The sequence below is a fragment of the Hyalangium minutum genome (genome assembly GCF_000737315.1).
GTDB lineage: Bacteria > Myxococcota > Myxococcia > Myxococcales > Myxococcaceae > Hyalangium > Hyalangium minutum.
Map to the genome: position 1 here is coordinate 97,639 of NZ_JMCB01000017.1, position 25,157 is coordinate 122,795.

19 protein-coding genes are annotated in these 25,157 nt (G+C 68.4%); 8 read left to right on the forward strand and 11 right to left on the reverse strand.

Annotation, left to right across the window (positions count from 1 at the left end; translation table 11 throughout):
• Positions 1 to 176 precede the first annotated feature (176 nt).
• From DB31_RS33955 to DB31_RS33970, 4 genes are all read left to right on the forward strand, one after another.
• Entirely contained in the window at positions 177 to 749 is a 573-nt protein-coding gene (locus tag DB31_RS33955) for an RNA polymerase sigma factor (protein WP_420806734.1), read from the forward strand.
• A 157-nt stretch (positions 750 to 906) separates the two neighbouring features.
• Positions 907 to 2,835, forward strand: coding sequence for a glycosyl hydrolase family 18 protein (locus tag DB31_RS33960; protein WP_044195797.1), 1,929 nt, complete (start codon positions 907 to 909; stop codon positions 2,833 to 2,835).
• Between the two features lie 60 nt (positions 2,836 to 2,895).
• Entirely contained in the window at positions 2,896 to 4,299 is a 1,404-nt protein-coding gene (locus tag DB31_RS45475; RefSeq protein WP_052420471.1) for a hypothetical protein, read from the forward strand.
• 154 nt (positions 4,300 to 4,453) lie between these two features.
• Complete coding sequence (locus tag DB31_RS33970) at positions 4,454 to 4,882, forward strand: hypothetical protein (protein WP_157232307.1); 429 nt, start codon at positions 4,454 to 4,456, stop codon at positions 4,880 to 4,882.
• Between the two features lie 4 nt (positions 4,883 to 4,886).
• On the opposite strand, the gene DB31_RS33975 is transcribed toward DB31_RS33970, so the two are convergent.
• From DB31_RS33975 to DB31_RS34000, 6 genes are all read right to left on the reverse strand, one after another.
• A complete protein-coding gene (locus DB31_RS33975) occupies positions 4,887 to 6,638 on the reverse strand; it encodes an ATP-binding protein (RefSeq protein ID WP_044196057.1) in 1,752 nt (583 codons plus the stop codon).
• 63 nt (positions 6,639 to 6,701) lie between these two features.
• Positions 6,702 to 9,272: a serine/threonine-protein kinase gene (locus DB31_RS33980; protein ID WP_044195802.1), complete on the reverse strand. Its 2,571-nt coding sequence runs from the start codon at positions 9,270 to 9,272 to the stop codon at positions 6,702 to 6,704.
• Between the two features lie 100 nt (positions 9,273 to 9,372).
• Complete coding sequence (locus DB31_RS33985) at positions 9,373 to 10,176, reverse strand: hypothetical protein (protein WP_044195804.1); 804 nt, start codon at positions 10,174 to 10,176, stop codon at positions 9,373 to 9,375.
• Complete coding sequence (locus DB31_RS33990) at positions 10,173 to 11,453, reverse strand: ABC transporter permease (protein WP_044195806.1); 1,281 nt, start codon at positions 11,451 to 11,453, stop codon at positions 10,173 to 10,175. The genes DB31_RS33985 and DB31_RS33990 overlap by 4 nt, the downstream gene beginning before the upstream one ends.
• Positions 11,450 to 12,145 (reverse strand): ABC transporter ATP-binding protein, encoded by a 696-nt coding sequence (locus DB31_RS33995; protein WP_044195809.1) that lies wholly within the window; start codon positions 12,143 to 12,145, stop codon positions 11,450 to 11,452. Before DB31_RS33995 ends, DB31_RS33990 begins: the two co-directional genes overlap by 4 nt.
• Complete coding sequence (locus DB31_RS34000; protein WP_044195812.1) at positions 12,142 to 13,824, reverse strand: hypothetical protein; 1,683 nt, start codon at positions 13,822 to 13,824, stop codon at positions 12,142 to 12,144. The genes DB31_RS33995 and DB31_RS34000 overlap by 4 nt, the downstream gene beginning before the upstream one ends.
• A gap of 176 nt (positions 13,825 to 14,000) precedes the next feature.
• Here DB31_RS34000 and DB31_RS34005 point away from each other — a divergent pair, with 176 nt between their 5' ends.
• The 3 genes from DB31_RS34005 (at position 14,001) to DB31_RS34015 (ending at position 18,931) form a co-directional block, all read left to right on the forward strand.
• Positions 14,001 to 15,104 (forward strand): alpha/beta hydrolase, encoded by a 1,104-nt coding sequence (locus DB31_RS34005; protein WP_044195814.1) that lies wholly within the window; start codon positions 14,001 to 14,003, stop codon positions 15,102 to 15,104.
• 97 nt (positions 15,105 to 15,201) lie between these two features.
• Positions 15,202 to 18,345, forward strand: a complete 3,144-nt coding sequence (locus DB31_RS34010) for a serine/threonine-protein kinase (RefSeq protein WP_052420472.1) — start codon at positions 15,202 to 15,204, stop codon at positions 18,343 to 18,345.
• Positions 18,346 to 18,361: 16 nt separating this feature from the next.
• Complete coding sequence (locus DB31_RS34015) at positions 18,362 to 18,931, forward strand: GNAT family N-acetyltransferase (protein WP_044195817.1); 570 nt, start codon at positions 18,362 to 18,364, stop codon at positions 18,929 to 18,931.
• Between the two features lie 24 nt (positions 18,932 to 18,955).
• Here the strand turns inward: DB31_RS34015 and DB31_RS34020 are convergent, their stop codons facing one another.
• The 3 genes from DB31_RS34020 to DB31_RS34030 are packed head-to-tail and all read right to left on the reverse strand — an operon-like array spanning position 18,956 to position 21,741.
• Entirely contained in the window at positions 18,956 to 19,762 is an 807-nt protein-coding gene (locus tag DB31_RS34020) for a hypothetical protein (protein ID WP_044195820.1), read from the reverse strand.
• A gap of 29 nt (positions 19,763 to 19,791) precedes the next feature.
• Positions 19,792 to 20,979, reverse strand: a complete 1,188-nt coding sequence (locus DB31_RS34025; RefSeq protein WP_044195823.1) for an ABC transporter substrate-binding protein — start codon at positions 20,977 to 20,979, stop codon at positions 19,792 to 19,794.
• A 27-nt stretch (positions 20,980 to 21,006) separates the two neighbouring features.
• On the reverse strand, positions 21,007 to 21,741 hold the full coding sequence (locus DB31_RS34030; protein WP_044195826.1) for a PspA/IM30 family protein: 735 nt from the start codon (positions 21,739 to 21,741) through the stop codon (positions 21,007 to 21,009).
• Between the two features lie 239 nt (positions 21,742 to 21,980).
• Between DB31_RS34030 and DB31_RS34035 the strand changes: the two genes are divergently transcribed.
• On the forward strand, positions 21,981 to 23,372 hold the full coding sequence (locus DB31_RS34035; protein ID WP_044195829.1) for a sensor histidine kinase: 1,392 nt from the start codon (positions 21,981 to 21,983) through the stop codon (positions 23,370 to 23,372).
• 13 nt (positions 23,373 to 23,385) lie between these two features.
• Here the strand turns inward: DB31_RS34035 and DB31_RS34040 are convergent, their stop codons facing one another.
• Positions 23,386 to 24,717: a 5'-deoxyadenosine deaminase gene (locus DB31_RS34040; RefSeq protein ID WP_044195832.1), complete on the reverse strand. Its 1,332-nt coding sequence runs from the start codon at positions 24,715 to 24,717 to the stop codon at positions 23,386 to 23,388.
• A 33-nt stretch (positions 24,718 to 24,750) separates the two neighbouring features.
• Positions 24,751 to 25,155 (reverse strand): cytidine deaminase, encoded by a 405-nt coding sequence (locus DB31_RS34045; RefSeq protein ID WP_044195834.1) that lies wholly within the window; start codon positions 25,153 to 25,155, stop codon positions 24,751 to 24,753.
• Between the last annotated feature and the right edge of the window lie 2 nt (positions 25,156 to 25,157).

Below are 25,157 nucleotides of genomic sequence, written 5' to 3' on the forward strand. Positions count from 1 at the left end.
ACCGGTGATCTTCACGTGATGCAGCAGCGCCATGAATTCGACGTTAGTGTTTTTTGGGGTGTTTCACGGGTGACCCGGATTCTCCGAGTGCGCACTCCATACCGGCGATGACGAGCACGGCTCCAGAGGCAGTAGGTAGGAGACTCGCCACCGAGGCGCTCCGCGGAGGCGCGCCCGTGCTGGAGCGTGAAGAGGTGGAGTCGCTGCTGGTGGAGTTGTTGCCCCGCGTGCGCAACCTGGTGCGCTACCTGGTGCGCGGGAACTCGGATGTGGATGACATCGCACAGGAAGCGCTCATCGCCCTGCTGCTCGGGCTGCCGACATACCGTGGAGATGGACTGTTGCGCTCGTGGGCGGATCGCGTGGTGACGCGCACCACGTTCACGTGGCTCAAGCGCATGCGGGACAGCCACTCGCCGCGACTCGATGAGCCCGAGGTGCTGGTGTCCGTGGCCTCCTCGGATGCACCGTTGGATGAGTACGTCCACCGTCAGCACCTGGTGATGCTGCTGGACCGGCTCCCCAACGAACAACGGCACTTGCTGGTGCTCCACCACGTGCTGGAGATGAGCGTGCCGGAGATCGCTGCGGAGCTCGGGATCCCCTTCGAGACCGTGCGCAGCCGGCTCCGCTTGGGCCGTGCTGCGCTGCGGGCCCTGGCGGCGGAGGAGGAGTCCGAGAAGGTGGCGCTCCCCTTGGTGCGGCTCCAAGCCGCGCACGCACTCGCGGATCCTCTGCTCTCTCGATAATCCGAGCGCGCGCGAAATTTCCAATCGCTTCTCGATTTCTTAAAGCGCGTTAACCCGATTTACCCGCTTGCGGCCACCAGTACGGATGCGCTCTCCGCGCAACCCAGCGCTCGCTCTTCGAGCTCCGCGCTTGGGCTCCCCTCACTGGAGAAGCCACATGCGACTCTCCTTCGCGGAACGAAAGTTCTCTCTCTCTGCACTCTCTCTTGGGCTCGGCCTCGTGGTGACGCTGAGCACCTCCACCGCCATGGCGGCGGATGGGTGCACCTTCACATCCACCAACACCTGGGCCACCGGTTACTGCGCGGAGCTGCGCGTGACCAACGCCACGGGCTCCAATCTCCAAGGCTGGACCGCCACGTTCCAGTCGGCGCCCGGGATGACGGTCACCTCGCTGTGGAACGGCAGCTGGACAGTCGAGGGCTCGCTGAACAAGGTGACGAGCCAGGACTGGAACGGAGCCGTGCTCGCGGGCGGCGTGGCCACGTTCGGCTTCTGCGGCACACACAGTGGCACGGTCATCCCTCCTGTGAGCTGCACGCTGAGCGGATCATCGGGTGGCAATACGCCTCCGCCCAACCCTCCGGCGGACACACAAGCGCCCTCCGTGGTGACGGGGCTGAGTGTCCTGGCGAAGGCGCCGCGGAGCGTGGACCTGGCATGGCAGCCGTCCACGGACAACGTGGGCGTCACCGGCTACGAGGTGTTCCTCAGCAATGTGAGCACGCCGGTCGCCACGCTCACGGGCACGAGCGCGAGCGTGACGGGATTGACGCCAGGCACGGCGTACACCTTCACGGTGAAGGCGCGGGATGCGGCGGGCAATCGCTCCGCTGCCAGCTCGCCGCTCACGGTGACGACACCGAGCCCCAAGAAGCTCGTGGGCTACTTCATCCGGTGGGGCGTGTACGGGCGCGCCTTCTATCCGAAGACGCTGGATACGAACGGCACGGCGGCGAAGCTGACGCACCTCAACTACGCGTTCGGCAACGTGGTGAACGGCAAGTGCGGCATCTTGCCGTCCCCGCTGGGGGATTCGTGGGCCGACTACCAGATGGACTTCGACGCGGCCAAGAGCGTGGACGGCGTGGCGGACCTCTGGAGCCAGCCGCTCAAGGGCAATTTCAACCAGCTGCGGAAGTTGAAGGCGAAGTATCCGAACCTGAAGGTGCTCATCTCGCTGGGCGGCTGGACGTGGTCCGGGGGTATCTCGGATGCGGTGAGCACGCCGGAGAAGCGGCAGGCGTTCGTGCAGTCCTGCATCGACCTCTACATCCGCGGCAACATTCCGGGGCTGCCAGCCGGAGCGGCAGCGGGCGTCTTCGACGGCATTGATATCGACTGGGAGTTCCCTGTCTCGGGAGGGCTGGTGCCAGGCCGTCCGGAGGACACGGTGAACTACACGGCGGCGCTGGCCGAGTTCCGCCGCCAGTTGGATGCGGTGCGTCCGGGTCTGCAGCTGAGCATCGCCACGCCCTCGGCGCCCGGGAACTACTCGAAGATCGAGCTCGGCCGCGTCCACGCGTACCTCGATCACCTCAATGTGATGACGTACGACATGCACGGAGCCTGGGACTCGAAGGCGAACTTCCATTCGGCGCTCTACAACCAGACCGCGAACCCGGACAAGGCGCGGCGAGACAGCACGCAGGAGGCCGTGCAGGGCCATCTGGCCGCGGGCGTGCCGGCGAGCAAGCTCGTCGTGGGCGTGCCCTTCTACGGCCGAGGCTGGCAGGGGACTCAGGCGGGCCCGGCGGGAGACGGCCTGTACCAGTCCACGTGGGGGGCGGCGTGGGGCAACTCGGACGACGTGACGACGGGCGCCACGGGCCTCTTCGACTACTTCTACATCCGCAACGTGCTGGAGAGCACGGGCGTGAAGCGGCGGCATCCTGAAGCCCAGGTGCCCTACATCTACAACCCATCCACGGGGCTGTGGCTGAGCTACGACGACCCTGTCTCGATGGGCGTCAAGGGCGACTACATCCTGAACAACAACCTGGGTGGCGCGATGATCTGGGAGCTGAGCGGGGATGATCCCCAGGGCTCGCTCCTCACCGCCCTCAAGAGCAAGCTGAACCCTTGACCCGCTGGGGATGAGGATGCGGACAATGCCGGACACGGGTTCCGAGCATTGAGGTAACAGATGAGCAAGCCCGCCAGCCGGGCACGACAAGCGGTGTGGCGGGCCATCAGTGCCTCTGGGGTCAGCCGGCCTCTGCGGGCACTGCTCGTGCTGGTGGCGCTCGCGTATCTGACTGGCTGCGCGTCCAGCACGTCCGCGAGCAGGCCTCCAACATTCCCGCCCAGAGCCGCCCTGTCCGACTGCAACGAGGGCTGCGGCGGCTCGGGGTTCTGGGGGAAGAGGGATGACTTCCAGTTCCTCCAGCAGGCCGCTGGGCTGAAAGAGGACACCTGGCACAAGGCCGGAGAAGAGCTGGAGACAGAGGACGCGCAGACGCTCTGGGAGGCGCTGGCGCGGACGGGGACGACGCTCCAGAGCTTCGGTCCGCGCCGCTGTCTCGTCTTCGTCCTGCGAGAGGTGCTCTCCCGGGATGAGGACGTGCCCTATTCCAAGCTGTTGGAGCGCTTGCGCCCCTTCAACTTCCTGGCGGTGATGCGCCCGGATGGGTACCTGGTCAGCGCTATCACGGGCCACCCACTTCAGCGCATGGGCCGGGTGGAATTGCGCGAGGGCAGGCTCATGGCCGGCGCCTTCGAAGTGGGCGCCTTCTACCGAGGCAAGAGCGGTGTCTTCTACACCGTGGGCTCATCGCTCAGCGAGTCAGGAGCCATGGTGGGAGAGCTGGCCCTGGAGCGGGACTGGTTCAACGCCGCGCTGGATGGAAGTGAGGACGCATTGGGGGAGATGGCTCAGGCGCTCGCCGGGCTCATCCATGACCCCATCCGGAGTCTGAAGGGGCTCGAGCAACTGCCGTCCGCGGTCGCTGCCCTCATTGCATCTTCCCCTGAATACTTCGCGCACTACTCCGCCCTGCCCTTGCAGGAGCAGATCCGCGAAGCCGCCCGGTTATCCACCCACCTGCTCATGCTCTACGGCAGCTCGGCGGGGGCGGCCACACGCCTGGGAATGACAGGGGCAAAGCTGCCGGTGCTGTCACTCACAGCCGAGGGGGCGCTCGCGATCGAGCAGGTGGCGGTGCCCGTGGGCACCACAGCGGCGGCGCTGGGCACCGGCGCGGGTGCGGTCTACGTCCTCATGAAGCCCCCCGCTGATGGCTTCAAGTCCTTCACGGAGGACAACTTCCGGGAGAACCTCGCGCGGCTGACAGGGCAGACACCTCCAGGGGCCCATGCTCACCACGTGTTTCCTCAGCAGTTCGCAAGAGAATTTCGAGAAGCAGGAATCAACATCCACGATCCGAAGTTCGGCGCTTGGTGGGAACGTTCGAGCCATCTCAAGAACTCAGCCGCCTACAACAGGCTATGGCGAGAGCTTCTGGATAGAGAACCTCCTCCTACCCTCCATGAGCTGCTCCGATTCGGAAGAGAGCTGGGACACAAGTATGGATTTCAGGTCCACTACTAAGACATTTCCGGGCTTCGACAAGCTATTCCAATGGACGGAGTCAGGGGGCAGCCGAGCATTCCGCGGAGACCTTGATGTGGGGACGCGTGAAGAAGCCGTCGGGCTGCATCGTGCCGAACTGCACCCCAAACACCCCATCCAAGTTCGATGGGCCATGGGAAGCGCTCAGCCTGTCGAAGTGATCTGGGCGACGTATGCAGCCCCGATCATCGTCTCTGATTCCGTCGTTCATCTGCTCCGGTCTCACAGCTTTACCGGATGGTCTCTCTACGACGTCACCGTCCATGGCAAGCAGGGTGAACTGCTCCCCGGCTACCACGGTCTGGCCATCACCGGCCGGTGCGGAGCCATCGACTGGTCCAAGGGGCTCGCGGAGCCCAAGGTCTATCCGGCTCGCGTCTCCACTGTGTGGAAAGGGCTCTTCTTCGATCCCGCCTCCTGGGATGGCTCCGACCTCTTCGTGCCCACCAATGGGAACTACGTGTGCGTAGTCGAAGCCGTCAAGAAGGCCGTCAAGAAGGCCAAGGTCCGGAACGCGGTCTTCGAAGCGCTCGACCAGTTCGAGCGCTCCTGGGACCTCTGACGCCTCAGCGCTCCTCGAGCAGCATCTTCAACTCGCGCACGCGCCGGGTGACTTCGTCCCGGTCCAGCTTGCGGAACTCCTCGGGGAGCAGCTCGCGGCTGGTGCACTCCTGCACCGCCACCAGGTTCTGCAGCTCGATCTCCAGCGGGTAGCTCGGCGGGATGAAGTCCGCCAGCACCGCCTTCAAGTCATCCACGGACACCTGCTCGCGGCCCTCGGCCAGCGCCTTGAACTTGGCGCGCACCATCACCGCCTCGATGTCCGCGCCGCTGAACTGGCGCGTCCCCTGCGGAATCAGCGACGCGAACGACGGCACATCCACCGTGACGCCCGTCTTCTTCTGCATCACCTTGAAGAGCTCGTCGCGCTCCGCGTCCGTCTGCGGATAGAAGAGCGCCAGGTGCTCCTCCGCGCGCCCCTGCCGCTTCAAGTCGATCGGCAGCAGGTCCGGCCGCGCCGTCATCAGGAACCAGACGATCTTCCCGCGGTACTGCGTGTTGCCCATGAACGAGGCAATCGAGCCGAACACGCGGCTGCTCGTCCCCGAGTCCCCGCCGGAATCACGGTTGCCCAGGAACGTGTCCGCCTCGTCCACCATCACCGCCACCGGCCACAGCGCCTTGAGCAGCGTGAAGATGCGCTCCAGGTTCGACTCCGTGACGCCCTGCCACTGGCTCCGGAAGTTGAGGAACTTCACCGCCGGGATGCCAATCTCTCCGGCGAAGCTCGTCACCATGAACGTCTTGCCCGTGCCCACCGGGCCGCTGATGAGGTAGCCCATGGGCATCACCTCGTTGCGGCCCTTCTTCAGGGCGTTGGCGGCGTGGCGCAGCATCTCCTTCGCCTTGCCATGGCCCGCCACCGAGTCCAGGTTGTTGTTGGGCTCGATGAACTCCAGCAGGCCGTGGCACTCCGCCTGGATGATCTCCTTCTTCTTCTCCTTGAGCTGCTCGGTCGTGACGCGGATGTCCCGCTCGATGGCCTCGGTCAGCACCCGGTCCAGGTTGATGCGCGACAGGCCCGCCGTCATCTTCGCCAGGGCCGCCAGCGGCACGTCCGACACGGACTGCAGCTTCTTGCCCTCCAGCTTGTACCGCACGTAATCCAGCCGCTCCTCCTCGGTGGGCAGCGGCAGCTCGATGGGCGCCACGTACGGGTTGCGCGAGATGCGCGGAGAGATGTCCGCCAGGTTCTCCGCCAGCAGCACCACGGAGATGTCGTTGGACAGGAAGTTCGGATCGTGCGCCCACTTGTCCAGCGTGGCCACCACGAAGCGGTCCTCCGCCGACAGGTGGCTCATCTCCCCGCCCGGCACCAGCGTCTCCGCGAAGTCGATGATGAGCGCCATCGACTTGCCCTCGCTCAGGCGGATCCGCAGGAAGTTCTCCAGAATCTGGAGCGCCCGGCCCGGATCCCTCGGCAGCGACTTGGCGTAGTCCGTGCCATACATGGCGTCGTAGCCCGTCATCGCCCGCTGCAGGTCCTTCTGCGTCTCCGGCGACGAGGCGCGGATGCCGGACGAGCGGTCGTAGAAGATGACGTGGTCACGCCCGCCGAAGAGCTCCTCGGCCAGGAACGTCTTGATGGTGCCGTAGCCCCGGCTGCCGTCCTCCTGGGTAAGGGGCTGCAAGTCCCTCACCGCCCCGTAGAGCAGGAAGGTGGCCACGGTCTTCGTGTAGTACTTCTGGGCCAGCTTCTGGGCCCAGCGAGGCAGATCGGACAGCGGATCCGACTTGTTCTTGCGCGCTTTGCTCACGGACAAACGTCCCTCCGCCCCTATGGCAGGGGCCCCAGTGCCCACCCGGCGGGGCAGGCGCGGCTACTTGCAGCCCGGCTGCTTCTTCAAGGCACCCTTGAGCACCGGCGTCTCCCCCGAAGCAGAGGGCACCGGCAGCTCGGCGTCATCGAAGCACTTCATCCTCAGGGTCACCTGCTTCACCCCCGCGGGCAGCTTCACCACCGCGGGCGTGGTGGCCCCCAGCTCCTTGCCGCTGGCCAGGATGGTGGCGCCCTCGGGCTCGGACTCCACGCGCACCGCTAATTCCGCCGGCTCCAGCCGCACCTTCACCTGAAGCGGCTCGGAGCCCGCGGGCGGGCTGTACTTCTGCTGGTGTGGCTTGTAGCCCGGCGCGCGCACCTCGATGACCATCTCGTCACTGGAGGGCAGATCCTTGATGAACGCGTCCTGCGAGCCCTGGGCGCGGATGACCTTGCCGTTGAGCTTCACCTCGGCGTCCTGCGGCACAGTGGCCAGCACCATGGACACGTTCTTCACCAGGGACTCGAGCTGGGCGGACACACGCGTCACCTGCGTGCCCGCCTCGATGTTCACCGTCTCGGTGAAGGCCTTGTAGCCCTCGGCGCTGACCGCGACGACGACCGGGCCCGCGGCCACCTGCTGCAGCACCACGCCGTTCGACACGGGGGCCTGCTGGGTGTTCAGCATCACCGTGGCCTTGCCAGCCACACTCGGCGGCAGCTCCACCATGATGAAGCCCATGGCGGGCGAGCGCGTCGCCAGGAAGCCCACCACGCTCAGCAGGACGAGCGCCGCGGCCCCAATGCCGCCCAACAGCACCACCTTGTTCCGGCCCTGAGGACGCTCCGACGGCGCCTCCTCATCGTCCGGGTCGGCCTCCTGCTGCTGCCGGTTGACCGGGGGCGGAGGGGGAGGCGGAGGCCGCGCGCCCAGGGGCGGCAGCGAGGGCGTCGTAGGCGCCGCGGAGGGCGAATGCCGGTGGGGCGAACCCGCCGGGCTCAGCATGGGCGGCCCCCCTGCCGGAGCATCCGGGCGGACAATGCGCGGCAGCCCGTCCCCGGGATTGCGCCCCGGATTGGACGAGCGGTTGGGCGAAGCGGGCGCCTCGGGCTGCGCGCCCACGGCGGGCATCCCGAACACGGACGGCCGCACCTGCACATTGGGCGTCGGAGTCACGACGGGGATGTTCGAGGTGGACGCACGAGGAGGCGCACCGTTCCCACCCGAGGGAGGCCCGATGACGGCCGTCTTCCCCGTGGAGGGCGGATCGCCGTCGCCCAGGCCCACGCGCTCGGACTCGAGCGGCGTCACGGCACGGCCCACGCCCGGCTGCGTCCGGGGCTCGTCGTTCTCGTCGAAGTACTCGCTCGAGTCCACCAGCATGGTCGCCGCAGACTCGTCGTCCTTGGGCGCCGGGGTGGCCGCGGCGGCCGTGAGCTTGGGCAGCGCGGTGAGCGAAGGCGTGCGGCGGATGGCCTCGCCTCCCGACACACTCGGCCCGAGGACCGCCGTGGCCCCCGCGCTCACCTTGGGCATCTCCGCGGGCGTGGGCAGCGGAGGCAGGAGCGGAGCGGCCGGGGAAGCGCTCGGCGTCGGAGAGCCGCCGAAACCGGCCTCGATGGCGGAGAGCATGCCCTCGGGGGGCTTGATGGTGGAGTACTCCGCCAGGCGCTGCTTCTCGCGCTCCACGTCCTCGGCGAAGGTGGCCTTCATGTACTGCATGAGGTCCTTGCGGCCGAAGATGGAGTCGCTGGTGATGAGGAAGCGCTGCAGATCGTCGCCCAGCTCGCTGGCGTACTGGTAGCGCTCGTCCACGTCCTTGGCGAGCGCCTTGAGGACGATCTTCTCAAGCTGCTCGGGAACCTTCCGGTTGTACGTGGACGGGTTGGGGACCTCTGCCTTGCGCACCTTCTCCAGCACGGAGAAGTCGCTCTCGCCCACGAAGAGCCGCTCACCGGTGAGCATCTCGTAGAGACACACGCCGATGGCGAACACGTCCGAGCGCCGGTCCAGCGGCAGGCCGCGGATCTGCTCCGGGCTCATGTAGCCGAACTTGCCCTTGAGGATGCCGGCCTGCGTCTTCGTCGCCTTGCCCGCGGCCTTGGCGATACCGAAGTCGATGACCTTCACCTCGCCCTCGAACGAGACGAGGATGTTCTGCGGGGAGATGTCACGGTGGACGATGTTCAGGTCCCGCCCCATCTGGTCCTTCTTGCGGTGGGCGTAGTCCAGGCCCTCGCACATCTTGGCCACGCAGTAGGCCACCAGCGGGATGGGGGCGGGCTCTCCCTTCTTCCGGCAGCGATCGAAGATCGCCCGCATGTCCTTGCCGGGGATGTACTCCATCGCGATGAAGTAGCTGTTGGAGATCTGCCCCAGCTCGTAGATCTGCGCGATGTTGGCGTGAGCCAGCTGGACGCTGATCTTCGCCTCATCGATGAACATCGTGATGAACTCTTCGTCCTCGGCGATGTTCGGCAGGATGCGCTTGATGGCGACGAGCCGTTCAAAGCCTCCGGCGCCGAAGGTCTTCCCGCGCCACACCTCGGCCATGCCGCCGATGTTGATGCGGTCGAGAAGGAGATACTTCCCAAAGGGAATGGGCTGCCGCTTCGGTTGAGAGGTCGTCACGAGATTCGGGGTTCTCGGGTGAGAAGACCGGAGCCTAGCGACCGCCCCTCTCTAGGGTCAACCATCGCACGCCAAGGCGGGCGTGTAGGCGAGCCCCCGCTCAGGGCCCCGGGCGAGCGTCCGTCCCCCCGCTGGAGGCCGCGGGTGGAGCCTCCTCCTCGTCCTCTTCTTCTTCTCGGAAGGCCGGATCCATGCCCATCCCCGGGTCACCTTCACCCTCCCCGGGAATCACGGGCTCGACGAGGGCAAAGCGCACCTCCCCGTTGGCGGACATCACCGCCGGGGAGCCAAAGCGCTGTCCGCCCGGGAGCCCCACGAGGGTGATCCACGCGCCCTGCCGGCCCGGCGCCACACAGTAGATCAAGGTCCCCGGCTGCAAGCCGGGTGCCTCGCTCACAGGACCATTACAGTCCTGTCGCACCTGGAGGGTGTACTGACTGACCGGCTGGCCTCGCACGAGGTAGGGCGGGCGTCCCAACTTCTCGAGGAGGGGGTTGAGGACGGCGGGCTCGGCGGGGACGGCGGTGGGGGTGGCCAGCTCCTGAGCCTGCTCCTGGAAGGACCGGAGCGCCAGGGAGGCCATGTCCACGGAGCCCAGGGGCGTACGGCGCTCGGCGACGACGAGATCCACGAAGAGTGCACCCACCAGCACAATGGGCAACAGCCGGTAGCCCTTGTAATCATCGCCCCGGCGCTTGATCAGGCCCCACAGCCCCCCACCCAGGGCGAGCGCGCCGAGGATGAGCACCCCTGCGGGGCGGACCAGGGAGGGCGGCTCGGTGAAGGCGGCCACCTCGGCGGTACGGGACCGGAGGGCGTCACTCACATCACCGCCATAGAGCCAGGCCAGCAGCAGCAGACAGCCCCCATTGGCCAGGAGCATCTTTCGAGAAGGGAGCGTCATCCGGCGAGTGTCCGAGCAGGGTCCGTGGCGGCGGCGCGACGGCTGGGGAAGTAGGCTCCGGCGAGCGCCGCGACGAGTCCGAGCGCCACGCCCCCGAGCACCACCGGCCAGGGAAAGGAGAAGAAGCTATCGGGCTTGAAGGGGAAGTCCGGCAGGTACCGGGCCGCGAGCCGGTTGATGGCGAACGCCAGGAGCAGGGCCAGGGCGGTGCCAGTGGCGCCTCCGAGCAGCCCGACCACCCCGGCCTCGGCGAGCACGATGTTGCGTACATCCGAGCGCGAGGCCCCCACGGCCTGCATCACGCCGATCTCCTTGGCGCGCGCGCGCACCGAGGCGGAGAGCGCGTGGGCGATGTTCACCGCGGCCAGCACGCAGATGAGGATGGACAGCAGCGCGAGCGCGGAGGTGGTGAGCGTCACGGCGGCGCCCGCATTCTCGGCGAGCCGCCGCTCTTGGTCGTCGATCTCCAGACCCATCTCCTTCACAGCCGCGACGAGCCGCGACACCTGGGAGGGGTCCTGCGCCACGAGGGTGACGCCGGTGAACGTCTCGCCGTCCACACCCGAGGCCTTGTTGAGGCGGATGGCCGTGTCGAGCGGAATGGTGATGCCGGCGAGCAGGCCCCGATCCGAGGCCCCCACCACCTGCGCCTGGGCGGCCGTGGTCGGGCCCGGAGCGGCCTGGGCCACATAGGAGCGGTTGAACTCCACCGGAAAGCCGAAGCCGACGATCATCTGCGGCGAGAGCTGGGGCAGCTTCCGGGCCGGGGCAAAGGTCTTGTTGTAGATCTCCAGGAGCCGCGTGGAGATGACGGCGGGGATGGGCTGATCCGGTCCCGAGTCCTTGAAGGCGCCGAGCTGGACGTCCTTCTCCACCAGCCCGGGGTCCACGCCCACGGCCAGCACCTCCATACCCATGCGCAACCGGGAGCCGAAGAAGGCGCCCTCGTAGCGGCTGACGGCGGGCACGCGGACGTTCATCTTCCGGTACACCTTCTCGACACCGGGCAGCGCGGCCAGGCGCTCCACCGTCTCATTGTCCAGCTTGCCGCCCCCGAGCAACGAGCCGAGCGACACGGCCGGAGGCACCACGTCCACCAGCCGCGCGTCCGTGGGGAAGATGCGCTCGCGGATGACGCGGCCCACGCCCAGGCCCAGGCCCACGAAGAAGACGAGCGCGCCCACGCCCACGGCCACGCCGAAGGCGGAGAAGAACGCGCCCTTGCGCTCGCGGGCGAGGCTGAGGCGGACCAACCGCGAGAGGGCGGAGAGCCTCATGGCGTACCTCCGGGAGCGGGACGGACGGGCTCCTCGACGAGCTTGCCCTCCTTGAGCCGCAGCACACGGCGGGCGGCGGAGCTCATGCGCTCCTCGTGGGTGACGGCGAGCACGGTGAGCCCCTCACGGTGCAGCTCGTGGAAGAGCTGGATGACCCCCGCGCCCGTGGCCGCATCGAGGTTGCCGGTGGGCTCATCGCACAGCAACAGCTTGGGGTCCGTGAAGAGAGCGCGGGCGATGGCCACGCGCTGGCGCTCGCCGCCGGACAGCCGCACCGGGGCGCGGTCCTTCTTGGCCAGGAGCCCCACCCGATCCAGCATGGCTTCGGCCCGCTTGCGCGCATCGAGCGACTCCGCGCCGAAGTGCGAGGGCATCAGCACGTTCTCCACCGCCGAGAGATTGGGGATGAGGTGGAAGGACTGGAAGACGAAGCCCACGTGCGAGTTGCGGAAGCGGGCGAGTTCCTGGTCTCGCAACCCGCGCAGCTTGACGCCGCCCACCTCCACATCGCCGGTGTAGTGGACGTCCAGGCCGCCGAGCAGGTGCAGCAGCGTGGACTTGCCGCTGCCCGAGGGCCCCACCACCGCGACGAAGTCCCCCTGCTCGACTTCGAGCGACAGGCCATCCAGCACGCGCACCAGCGTGCCATCCCCATCGTGGTACTCCTTGACGATGTCTCGGGCGCGGATCACTGGGCCTCGGTGGGCTGGGGCGGAGTCTGAGCCGGGGGCTGGGCCCCAGGCTGCGCCGCAGGCGGCGCGAGGGTCAACTTCAACGAGAGCTCCGCCTGCACGGCCTTCTCCTTCTGGGACACGCTGAAGGTCACCGCGCGCAGGTCATCCGTGGCCTCCAGCCAGCGCAGGGCGGTGGCGCGGATGGCGAAGCCTCCCACGCCCCAGGCCTCGGACGGGAGGTTGCGCACCGAGTCCGCCAGCTTGCGCAGATCCAGCACCATGAAGAGGACCGCGTCCTTCACCGAATCCCGGAGGTCCTGCGCCACCACGCTCTCTCCCGGCTTGCCCGCCAGGCCCGTGAGCGCCGCCTCCAGCCGCGCGCGAGGCGCCGCGAGCACCAGCTTCCCGTCCACCTCCGCGAAGTGAGCGCCCTCCCCCGCCCGGTACGAGGTGAGGTACACGCGCTTGCCGTTCACGTCCTCGGGCTTCACCTGCGCGCCGAAGTTGCCAGCGATGGCGGGGATCTTCTCCAGCGTGGCCTGGGCCTTGGCCGCGTCCTTGGCCTGAGCGACGGCCATCAACTGCACGTACTGGAAGGGACTGGTTCGGCGGATGTCCAGCTCGGGAACCCCCGCGCCCAGGTTGACCGTGGGCGCCAACGCCACCCCCAGCGAGATGCCGCTCTGCAGGTTGTCGAGCACCTCGCCCTTGATGTCGAAGTTGCTCTGCTGCACCGCGCGGGTGACATACGGGCCGACGATGTAGGGCCACACGCCGCTGAGTGTGGAGGGCTCTCCGCGGTAGCGCATGATGAGGAAGCTGTCCGCGGGCAGGTAGCCGAGCAGGTCCGGCCCATCCTTGGGAACGAGCGGAGAGAGGGACTCCTGGGTGTCGGGCCACGGAGCGTCCGCGCGGAGCGTCACGGACTGATCCTCGATGCGACCCGTGACGGTGAGTCCCTGCACAGTGCCAGGGCGGATGACCTGGGTGCCGCCGGGGAAGTAGAGGTGGAAGTCCCGCTCCTTGGGGAGCCGCCCCAGCGAGGCGGTCATCACCGGCTCATCCACGAGGCTCTTCTCGAGCGGCAGCGAGGCCATCTCCGGCAGCCGCGCGACGACATTGCCCGGCGCCACCAGCACGAAGTCCCCGACGAAGAGCATGCCCAGTTGGGGCGTGGGAGCGCCCTTGCGGCTGAAAGTGATGAGCGTGCCGCCGCCCGACTTCTCCTCCTTGCGCTCGGGGGCGCCGAGGCGGTTGCGCGCGAGGTTGCCGAAGGTCTCCTCCAGGGCCTTGGCATCCTTCACTCCGAGCACGGAGAAAGACTGGCCGGGCACGAGGACCGCCACGCCCGCGCCCTTGCCGGGATCGATGCCCGCCTTCTCGATGGCCTGGCGGCTGCGCAGATCCACGCCGATCTGGCGCATCACCGAGGTGACCACCGCGTCCGCGGACGAGGAGTTCTGCAGTTGCGCCAGGAAGGAGGCGATCTTCAGGTTCTGGAAGCGCGCGAGCTTCTCGCCGAGCGTGCCGAGATCCTGAACGACGATGGCGAGCTGCACCTCACGCGGCAGAAAGCGCTCGACGGTGGGGGCCTTGCCCCCCGGGGCAGCGGGGCCCGCCTCTTTCCCACAGCGTGAGCAGCCAGCGAGCACGACGAGGAGGAGCAGCAGGGACCAGGACCAAGCGCGGCGGAGCATGGGGCGGAGTGCAGACGGACCCGGGGCCAGAGTCAATTTCTTCCTGACATCTCAGCGGGATATTCACAGTGGGCGGCTTGTTCATGGCTGGACAGGCTGCTAACAGGGCCGCCGGGCCTGCGGAGGGCGGCGTTGGATCCCGCCGCGCAGCGCCCTCTCGCTGGGAGGGTTCACACATGCGCAAGTACGTCTCGGTCTGGGCCAGGACTCTGGCCTGCCTGCTGGTCCTCGTGTCCGCTGCAGCGGCCGAGGCAACAACGGTCCGGGTCAACTACGACGTGGGCTACGGAAACCGCATCACCCTGCGAGGCAGCAAGTCGCCGTTCTCGTGGACCACAGGGGTCAACGCCACGTGGGCCACGGGCAACGCGTGGACGTACACGTGGCCGGACAGTGTGGGGGACGTTGAGCTCAAGCCGATGATCAACGACGCCACGTGGTCGATCGGGGCCAACTACAAGGTGAAGGCGGGCACCACAGTGAACATCTACCCGTTCTTCCAGGGGCGGGCGGGCACGCTGGTGAAGATCAACAACTTCAGCTCGCCGCAGCTGGGGAACACGCGGACGCTGCGCATCTACCTGCCGCCGAGCTACTCGCTGAACCCGCTCAAGCGCTACCCGGTGCTCTACATGCACGACGGGCAGAACCTGTTCGAGGCGGCCACGGCGTTCGGCGGCGTGGAGTGGCAGGTGGACGAGACGGCCAACAGCCTGATCAATAACGGACAGATGGACGAGGTGATCGTCGTGGGCGTGGACAACGGCGGAGCCAACCGCATCTACGAGTACACGCCGTGCTGTGATCCGCAGTACGGCGGCGGCGGAGCGGACGTCTATGAGCGCTTCCTGCTGGAGACGGTGCGCCCGTACATCAACCAGAACTACCGGACGCTGACGACGAACAAGAACACGGCGATCATGGGCTCGTCGCTGGGTGGGCTCGTGTCGACCTACATCTCGCGGCGTCACCCCGAGGTGTTCTCGAAGTCGGGCGGCCTGTCGAGCTCGTTCTGGTGGAACGGCCAGGCGCTGACCCAACAGGTAGAGGCGGCGACGGCGAAGGTGGCGGTGAGCTTCTACATCGACGCAGGCACCAACAGCGACGGGCTCACGGAGACCACGCGGATGCGGGACGCCCTGGTGACGGACGGCTACGTGCAGGGCCAGGACCTGTACTCCTACGTGGCGCAGGGCGCGGGGCACAACGAGGCGTCCTGGGCGGCCCGGCTGAGCATCCCGCTGACGTACCTCTTCCCCTGGCAGAGCACGGTGTACTGAGGCCCCACACGGCTGCCCCTCGGCCAGTGGGCCTCCAACCAGGGGACTTCCCAGGATCTGGAGTGAAGCCTCGATTTGGTGCTTTGCTGATCCCCTTATGAAGCGCCCCCGCAGCGAGGAAGCTCACGAGACCGTGAGCTTCGCCCGGACCGATCGAGAGGAGCTGGGGGCGCCAAGAGGACCCGACCTGCCAGAGCGGACGTTCCCGGATGGCGTCCGGATCGCCGGGCGCTATCAGGTGCTGCGCTTCATCGCCAAGGGCAGCCAGGGCGAGGTGTACGCAGTGGAGGATCTCTCCCTCCACGAGTGCGTCGCCCTGAAGACCATTCACCCGGAGCGCGCCTCCCGGCCCGACGCGCTGTATCGGTTCAAGGACGAGCTGCGGTTGGCGCGCCGCGTAACACACCCGAATGTCTGCCGGGTCTTCGACTTGGGAGAGCACCTCGCGGTCCAGGAGCCCTCGGGGAAGTCCCACGCGGTGATGTTCCTCACCATGGAGCTGCTGGAAGGGGAGACCCTCCAGGCCTACGTGGCAAGGAGCGGCCGCCTCCCGCCGGAGCAAGTCCTGCTCCTGGCCGAGCAGATGGCCTCGGCGCTCGATGCGGCGCACGCGGCGCGGATCATCCACCGCGACTTCAAGAGCAGCAACGTGGTGCTCATCCCCTCTCCTGCTTCCCCGGCGAGTCTCCGGGTGGTGGTGACCGACTTTGGGCTCGCCATGGCCCTGGCCCGGGAGAAGGACGCGTCGGCTCCCGGGGCCGGAGACTTCATCGGGACGCCCAGCTACATGTCCCCCGAGCAGGTGCGCGGTGAGGCCCTCTCCCCGGCCTCGGACATCTACTCGTTCGGCGTGGTCCTCTATGAGCTGGCCACCGGGCGCCTCCCCTTCGATGCGGAGACGCCCCTGGCCACGGCCTCCCTGCGCCTGGATGCTCCGCCGACCCCGCCTCGGAGCTGGGTGCCCGAGCTGGAGCCGCAGTGGGACACGGCCCTGCTGCGCTGTCTGGCCCTGAAGCCCCAGGACCGCTTCGCCACCGCGGCGGAGGTGGTAGCCGCCCTCCGCTCTGCGCCGCGCTCGGTGCAGCCGCCTCTCGCCTCACCTCAGGCCCGCAGATCCTTGGCGGTGTTCACGCCTCGGAGCCTGAGGGCCAGCCCGGAGACGGCCTGGCTCTCCACGGCCCTCGCGGAGGTGCTCACCGCGGAGCTATCCGCCAGCGGTCAGGTGCGCCTGCTCTCCGGTGAAGAGGTGGCCCGCATGCGCCGGGAACTCTCCCTCCCCGAAGAGGAGGGCTTCGCCCGGGAGACCCTGGGACGCATCCGCGCGCACTCTCTCGTGGATCTGGTGCTCACGGGCACCTACCTCGCGATCGGAGCGGCGGGCGCCGCGACGCTGAGGCTTGACCTGAGCCTCCGCGATGCTGGAAGTGGCGAGACCGTCGCTCACGTGACGGAGGTGGGCTCGGAGCAGGACTTGTTGGCGCTCCTGTCTCGCGTGGGCAGTGCGCTCCGCCAGAACCTGGGGCTCGAGCCGCTGACTCCCGAGCAGGCCCTGCGTGTGCGCGGCGCCATGCCCTCCCACCCCGAGGCCGCTCGCCTCTACGCGGAGGGACTCGCCGCCCTGCGCGACTACGAGGCCGCCCTCGCCGTCGAGCGGCTCCAGCAGGTGGTGGAGCGAGAGCCGGGCTTCGCGCTGGCCCACTCCGCGCTCGCTGCGGCCTATCAAGCGCTCTTCCTCGCCGAGCGGGCCAAGAAGGCCGCGCGCCGGGCCTTCGAGCTGTCCGAGGGGCTCTCCCCCGAGGAGCGCTGGCTGGTCCAGGCCCGCCACCACGAGGCGCAGGCGGACTGGGTGTCCGCCATCGAGGCCTACCGCGAGCTCGTGAGGCTCGGCCCCGACTCCGTGGAGTACGGCACCGCCCTGGCGTCCGCTCAGATGTCGGCGGGAAAGCCTCGAGAGGCGCTCGCCACCATCGAGGCGCTGCGGAGCCTGCCCGCTCCGCTGAGCGAGGATGCGCGCATCGATCTGGTGAACGCGACTGCCACCTCGCTCACCGCCGACTTCGAGGCCTCCCGCAGGCACGCGGGGCTCGCGGTGGAGAAGGCGTGCCATGCCGGGCAGTGGGTGCTCGCCGCCTCCGCGCTGATCTCCGAGTCCTTCGCGGTCCGCAACCTGGGCAATCCCGTGCAAGCCGTGGGGCTCGCGGCGGAGGCCGGCCAGCTCTTCCTCAAGGCGGGAGATCGCGGCGGGGCCATCCGCGCCATGCTCGGACAGGCCATCGCGCTCATCGACTTGATGCGCCTGCGAGATGCCGAGGGCGTCACGGCGGAAGCGCGCCGGCTGCTGCAGGAATACCGGGGCTCCGTGCTCGAGGGCGAGGCGCTGGGAATCGCAGGCTGGGTGCATTGCCACCTGGGAGACCTCGACGCCGCGCTGAAGTTCACCCGTGAAGCCGTTACCCTCTATCAGGGCCTGGAGATGCCTGCGGAGCTGTCCCACCATGATGTCCAAGGGGCGGTGGTGCTGCGTCACCAGGGAGCGCTGGAGGAGGCCCAGCGGCGCCTGGAGGCCGGGTGCCGCGTCGCGCAGGCCAACGGGGACGACTACACCCAGGCCTGGGCACAGCAGGAACTGGGGTTGCTCTTCATGGACCGGGGATACCGGCTCCAGGCGCGGTCGCGGCTCGAGCGGGCGCTGACGCTGCGACAGGCCCGGGGCTTCAAGGCCTTCGTCATCGAGACCGAGCTGGAGCTGTCGAAGCTGGCGCTCGAGGAGGGGCTCACGGATCAGGCCCTCGCGCTGGCGGAGCAGGCTCGCGCCTTCTACGTGGAGCAGCAGAACCGCGACCGGGAGGGGCTGGCTCACGCGCAGTTGGCTCGGGTCTTCCAGGCCAAAGGAGAGGCCACGCAGGCTCGGGAGTCCCTGGCACGCGCCCAGGCGCTGGCGGCGAACAGCGAGGACGTGTTCATCCAAGCGGACGTCCTGCTCACCCGCGCGGCGCTGGCCTTGCTGGGCTCCCCTGCCGAGCAGGAGGAAGCGGAGCGTCAACTCCCAGGCTTCATCGAGCGGGCCCAGCAGGCCGGATTGAAAGGGCTGGAGTTCCGGGCGCGGCTGAGCCTGGTGGCGCTCGGGCGGAACCGTGACGCGGACCGGACTCGCGCTGCGTGCAGCGAGATCGAGCTGGCGGCCACGCGCCTTGGATACATGACACTCGCACAGCAAGCCCGTTCCCTGGCAGGGCGGTGACCCTACAATTTCCGCGATGAGTACCTCCGCGGACGCACAGCTCGTCTTTCACGAAGTCACCTCTGAGCGCTGGCGGGACTTCGTGAAGCTCTTCGAGCGCCGCGGCAATCCGTCGTACTGCTGGTGCATGCCCTTCCGAGCCGACGGCGCCGAGACACGCAAGACCGACAGGGCGAGCCGGAAGGCCTCCATGTCCAAGCGGGTCAAAGGAGAAGTGCCCATCGGTTTGCTCGGCTACCTCGATGACGAGCCGATGGCCTGGTGCTCCATCGCCCCGCGCGAGACGTTCCGCCGCCTCGGAGGGCCGAAAGATCCCTCGGAGCCCAGCGCCGAGTGGGTGTGGTCCCTCACCTGCTTCTTCATCGATCGCCGCCTCCGAGGCGAAGGCGTGATGCACCAACTGCTGGATGCCGCCATCCACCATGCGAAGGCCCAAGGGGCCACCGTGCTTGAGGCGTATCCCGTGGACCCCGACTCTCCCAGCTACCGCTTCATGGGCTTCGTCTCCACCTTCGTCGAAGCGGGGTTCGAGGAGGTCGGCCGCGCCGGGACTCGGCGCCACGTCATGCGGCTGGCGCTCGACTGAGGACGCGGCTCGCAGGACTGAGGCTCACCGCACCCGCGTGCCGTGCGGCAGCGGCTTGCTGATCTCGTCCTGGAAGTCCATGAAGCGCTCCATCTCGCGCACCGTCTCGTCCGTGGCCTGCACCTCGGCACTCACCACGTCCAGCTGACGGTTCACCGTCTCCGGATCCCGGATGGTGATGGACTGCTCGTGCGTCAGCCGCATCAGGTCTTCGATCCCCGCCAGTTGGTGGCTCACCACCTCGCGGCTCTCGCCCGCCTGCTGGAACCGCCCCACCCGCTTGCGCAGGATCTCCAGCCGCTTCTCCTTCACGTCCTTCAGCCGCGGGTTGGCCTCCTGCGCCACCTCTGCCTCCAGCGCGCGCAGCTCCTTCTCCAGCTGCTCCCGATCCGTGCTGTTCAGGTACGTGCGGTGGTGGTTCAGCGCTGCCACCAGCCGCAGGAAGGACGTCAGCAGCGCGTCCAGCCGGGGCTCACTGTCCGTCGCCAGCACCTTGCCTCCCGGTAGGCGCCGGTAGCTCTCCAGGATCTTCTCCTTCAGCCCCACCAGCACCTGGTAGTGCTCGCGCTGCGAGGGCGCTAGCTCGGACAGCAGCGCGTCTACCTCCTTGCGCGCCGGATCACCCTCCTCGGTGCCACCCTTCGCACGCACCGCCCGCTGGAACCGCTTCATCGACGGGACGATGCCCAGGTAGAGCCCCTCCACCCCCAGCGCCACGAGCGCCGGCAGCGGCTCTCCCGTCATCAGCGACGAGGCCCCCGCCGTCAGCAGGCCCACGAGATTGGCTGGCAACAAGAAGGCGGCCTTGATGAAGCTGGGCGAATCCGCCACCGAAGCTCTCCTCCCCCTCTCCGGGGGTGTCAGGGACCGCGGGCCTCCGACACGTACTTCAACGCTCCAAGATCCCGCGTGTCCTCCGCGGGTGGCGCCACCGCCCCCCGCTTGAGTTTCTGGAACAGCGCCGAGGCGCTCTGGAACAACTCGTCATAGGTGACAGGCGCCTCGCCGGAAAGCCCGAAGAACGCTCGATTGTCCGCCAGTGTCGCCGGAGGCGCCGAGCGGATGGCCTCGGTCGGGTCCCCCAGGTACGGCGCCACGTCCCCCAGCATCCGGGCCGCCGGGCCCGGGTCCTTTTGAACACTCTGCCCCGCGTCCAGCAGCCCACGCAGCACCCGCCGCACCGCATCCGGGTAGCGCGCCGCGAAGTCCCCGCGCGTCACCAGCACCGTGGCAATCAAGTGCGGCGCGTCCGCCGTCGTCGCCAGCACCGCTCCGCCGCGATCCCTCGCCGCCAGCTCCACGTCTCCCCAGAGCCCCACCACCGCATCCGCCCGGCCCTCGCGCAGTGCGCGGCCCGCATCCAGCGTGGAGGGCAAGTCCACCCACTTCACATCCGTCGTCCGCAGGCCCATGCGCGACAGAACCCACATCGCGAAGTAGTTCGCCGAGCTGCCCGGGTACACGCCCAGGCGCTTGCCGCGCAGGGCCGCCAGGTTCTCCACCCCCACCGCCGCCAGCGCCTCCTGCCCGCGGCTGCGCCCTAGCAACATCACCGTGCGCGGCGCCGCATCCCGCAGCGAGGGCGTCCAGGCCGCCAGCCGGTCCACCGAGAGACAGGCCATGTCCACCCCGCCGTTCTCCGCGCCCGCCGCCAGCGCCTGCCGCAGTTCCTCCTCTCGGGCGAACAGCACCGCGCGGGCATCCAGCGCATACGCCGTCTTGAGCACGCCCTGCGCTGCCCCCAGAGGAGCCGCGGGCACATCCAGCGTCACGGAGCCACCCGTGGCCAGCAGCAGCGCCGAGGCCGAGCCGCGCGGCGTAAAGCCAATCAGCACCGGCCGCAGCGGCACCGAGGCCACATCCGCCACCGGCGCCGACACACCCGCGGGAAAGTCTCCGGGAGAAAGGCGAATCGCCTCCTGCGCCGCCGGAAAGAAGCGGCGCTGGAGGCGATCCAGGTACCCCAGCCGGGACGCGAGCGTGTAGCCCACGCCGCCCAGGCACAGGGCAAGGAAGAGGAAGAGGCCTGGCCCGCGATGCAGCTTCATGGCTAGGGCCTCTTCCCCTCGGGAGGGCTACTTGATCTCCACCTTCTTGCCGATGGTCTTCGCCGCAGGCTCGCCCACGTCCGACACCGGCGCGGGGCTGTCCAGGCCCATCTCCATCTTGAACTGCTTCACCAGCTCGTTGGCCTGCAGCTTCTCGGCCTCCTCCTCGATGGAGAGCGCCTGGTGGTCCACCGACTCGAGCGCCATCTGCATGCGCGCCTCGTTGACGGCCGCTCCCTCCTGGACCTTGCGGAGCATCTCGTCGTGGGTGGCGTCGATGCCGGCCACCTGGAAGGACTCCATGGCGTCCGCCACCTTGGACTGCCACTTGGCGCGGCGGGCGTCCCGGATGGCGTTCATCGCCTCCTGGGTCTTCCGCTCCTTCTCGCGCATGAAGATCTTCTTCACGTTCATCGCCTTCTCGTACGCGGCACGAGCAATCTGCAGCTGCTGCTCGTTGCGCTCGAGGGCCTGCTTCTCGATCTGCAGGCGCGAGGCGTACTGCCCGGCGAGATCATCCCGGCCCGCCTGGATGGCGGCCTTCACCTTGGCGGTGAGCTCGCGCACGTCCTGCTGGTACTTGGCGTTCTCCTTCTCCAGCAGCGTCACGTTCGCCCGCACCATGGCGATGGACTCGTTCATCTTCGGCACCTGATCATTCAGGTCCCGCACGTTCTGCTCGAGGATGAGCTCCGGGTCCTCGATGGAGGAGACGAAGAAGCCCGCAAAGCTGCGCATTGCTCTCTTGAACCGTTGCCACATGTTGGCTGCTACCTCCTCCAAAGTTCCCGGATACCCAGGTCTTATACGATCCCGAGGGCCTCAAGCCTACCCTTCTCCCTCCCGTACGCCTATCCCAAGTGGGAGATTGCCTACCTGTCGCGGTTTTGCCGGGATGCCCTGGCCCCGGACGAGGAAGCAGGCCCCTCTCCCCCACCACTCATACCGGCGGGCTGTCCACGGGGACCCCTTGGGGGTGGTAATGTCTGGCTCCCTCTCACATGACCCCGCAGGACACCCAAGCTTTCGACTCACTCCTGGATGAGGCCGTGGATCAACAGCGCCGCCGGGTGCTGCGGGTCGGCGCGGCGGTGCGGGTGGCGGGTGCGCTCGTCTTCCTCCTCATCACCTCGGGGCTGTGGGTTGCGGGCCGGGAGGATTGGGCTTCGTATCCGCTGCCGCTCGCGCTCTACCTGGGGGTGGCGGTGGTGCTGCTGGCCCTGCACGGCAAGCGCTTCGTCCACTGGTTGGACGTGGCCCAGTCCGGGGTGGACGTGGGGCTCGTCTTCTGGGTGCAGTACTCCGCCCTGCCCATGGCCCGCTTCCCGGCGGGGATTGCCGGCTTCAGCCTGGGGCTCTTCGCGCTGGTGGTGGTGCTGAGCAGCCTCACACTGGTGCGGGGCGTCGCCTATACGACAGCGCTGCTGGCCGCCGTGGCCCAGGCCGTGCTCATGCGCGAAGCGGAGGTGACATGGGGCTCGGTGACGCTGGCCGCCGTGGTGCTGGGCATGGTGGCCTTCATGAGCCAGTACGGTCCCCAGCGTCTACGGGAGCTCGTCCTGGACCTGACCCGCACAGAGATGGAGCGGCGGGGCGAGGCCCGGCGCGTCCAGGAGCTGGCGCAGGCCCGGCAGACCATCGAGCAGATGCTCGGCGAGGCGCGCGCGCAGAACGAGCAGCTCCTGGCGCTCCAGCGGGACAAGGACCAGCTCATCCAGTTCCTCGTGCATGATCTGCGCTCGCCGCTGTCCGCGCTGACCATGACTTTCTCCTGGCTGGAGGCGGAGCTCGCCATTGGCGGAGACCTGCAGCTCATGCAGGGCGTCCGCTCGGGCCTGGCCGTCACCGGGCGCATGGAGCGGATGATCACCGAGCTGCTCGACCTGCCCCGCCTGGAGGAGGGCAAGCTGGAGCTACGTCCTCAGCGGCTGGACATCACCGCGATCTTCGAGGAAGTGCGCCAGGCGTTCGGGCAGGCCGCGCAGTTCCGGCGGCTCACGCTGGAGGTGGAGGCGCCGGTGGGGCTGGTCATCCAGGGAGACAAGGCGCTCCTCATGCGGGTGGTGGAGAACCTCGTGGCCAATGCCCTGCGGCACACGCCCCCGGGCGGACGGGTGCGGCTGGAGGCAGGCAACGAGGGCGGCGCTCCCTACCTCGCCGTGCGCAACGACGGCACCCCGATCGATCCGTTGCTGCGCCCCCGCCTCTTCGACAAGCACGTGCAGGGGGCACAGGAGCAAGGAGCCCGGTCGGGCTACGGCCTGGGGCTCTACTTCTCCCGGCTCGCTGTCGAGGCCCATGGCGGGCGCATCACCGTGGAGGAGGCACAAGGGTGGGCCACCTCGTTCGTCGCGCGGCTGCCGGTCCGCGGCGAGTCGACCCGGGCGGCCTGACCTTCAGCCGCCGTCAGAGGTTCGCGCGCTCGATGATGCGAGTGGCGTGCTTCTGGGCGCGCTCGGCGACGTCGTGGGCGTCCATCGTGAGCAGCTGCCGGTCCTTGAGGACGAGCTGGCCGTCGATGGCCACGTGACACACGTCCGTGGAGCGAGCGGCGTGGACCACCGCGTCCAGGACGTTCTGAGGGGTGGGCAGGGTGTGCAGGCCGCGGACGTCCACCACGGTGACGTCAGCGCGCTTGCCCTCCTCCAGCGAGCCCACTTCCTTCTCCATCCCGATCGCCCGCGCTCCCTCCAGGGTGGCCATCTCCAGCACGCGCATCGGCGGCATGGCCAGAGGGCCCACGCGCGGCTTGTGCAACAGGGCCGCGAGCCGCATCTCCAGGAAGATGTCCAGGTTGTTGTTGCAGGGAGCGCCGTCCGCGCCCAGGCAGACGTGGACGCCCGAGTCCATCAGCTCGGGCACCTTGGCGATGCCGGAGGCGAGCTTCAGGTTGGAGCTGGGGCAGTGGCACACCACCGTGCCCGTCTCGCGCAGCAGGCGCTGCTCCTCGGCGGTGAGCCACACGCAGTGGGCCAGCGTCACATGGGGGCCGCTGAGCCCCAGCGAGTGAAAGTACGCCACGTTGTCCAGGCCGATGCGCTGGCGCACCAGATCGCACTCGGTGGCGTTCTCGCTGGCGTGGGTGTGCACGCGCACGCCCTTCTCCTTCGCCAGCCGGGACACCTCTTTGAGGAGCGGCTCGGTGCACGAGAGCACGAAGCGCGGTGCGAAGGCGTAGCGGAGCCGGTCCCCGTGCGTGCCGTGCCAGCGCTCCAGCAGCGCCAAGCTCTCGGCGAGCGAGGCCTCCGTCGTCTCGCGCAGGCCCGCGGGCAGCGAGTGGCCCGTGTCCATCATCGCCTTGCCGCCGGTGAGCCGGAACCCGCAGTCCCGCGCGGACTCGAACACCGAGTCGTAGTGACGCACCGTGCCCATGTCGAGCGCCGCCGTGGCACCGGACTGGATGAGCTCGGCGAAAGTCAGATCGGCCGAGGCCCGCAGGGACTCCGCGTCATGCGCGGCCTCGTAGGGCCAGATGCGCTCGCGGAGCCAGTCCAGCAGTTCCAGCCCGTCCGCGTGGTTGCGGAACAGCGTCTGGCAGGCGTGCAGGTGGCCGTGGATGAGGCCGGGCAGCACCACCTGGCCGCGCACGTCGAGCACCCGCCTCGCGGCGCCCTTCACCTTGAGCCCGCGTCCAATCTTGGCGATGCGGCCATCCTGGATGAGGACGTCCGTGTCCGCGAGCACCTCGCGCTCGCGGTTCATCGTCACGACGGTGCCATGGGTGAGGAGCAGGTCCACGCGCGGCTGCTCTTAACACAGAGCAGGCCAGTCTCAGAGGAAGTCGCGCGTGAAGGCGTGCGGCAAGAGCTCCCGGAGGGAGTATTGCGCCTCCTCCCCCTTGAGGTTGCGGCTGCGCACGGGCAAGTCCGGCCCGGCGAACTCCGCCATCACCTGCCGGCACATGCCGCACGGCGGGCACGGCGTGGGGGTGTCCACCACGATGGCCACCGCCACGGGCCGAACCCTGCCCTGGGCCACCGAGGCGGCGAACGCATTGCGCTCGGCACACACCGTCAGTCCATAGGTGGCGTTCTCCACGTTACAGCCCGTGACGATGTTGCCGTCCGCGAAGAGGACAGCTGCTCCTACCGGGAAGCGTGAGTAGGGCACGTGGGCGCGCTCGCGCACCTTGGCAGCCTGCTGGAACAGCGACTCCCAGGGGATCTCCTCGGCCATGC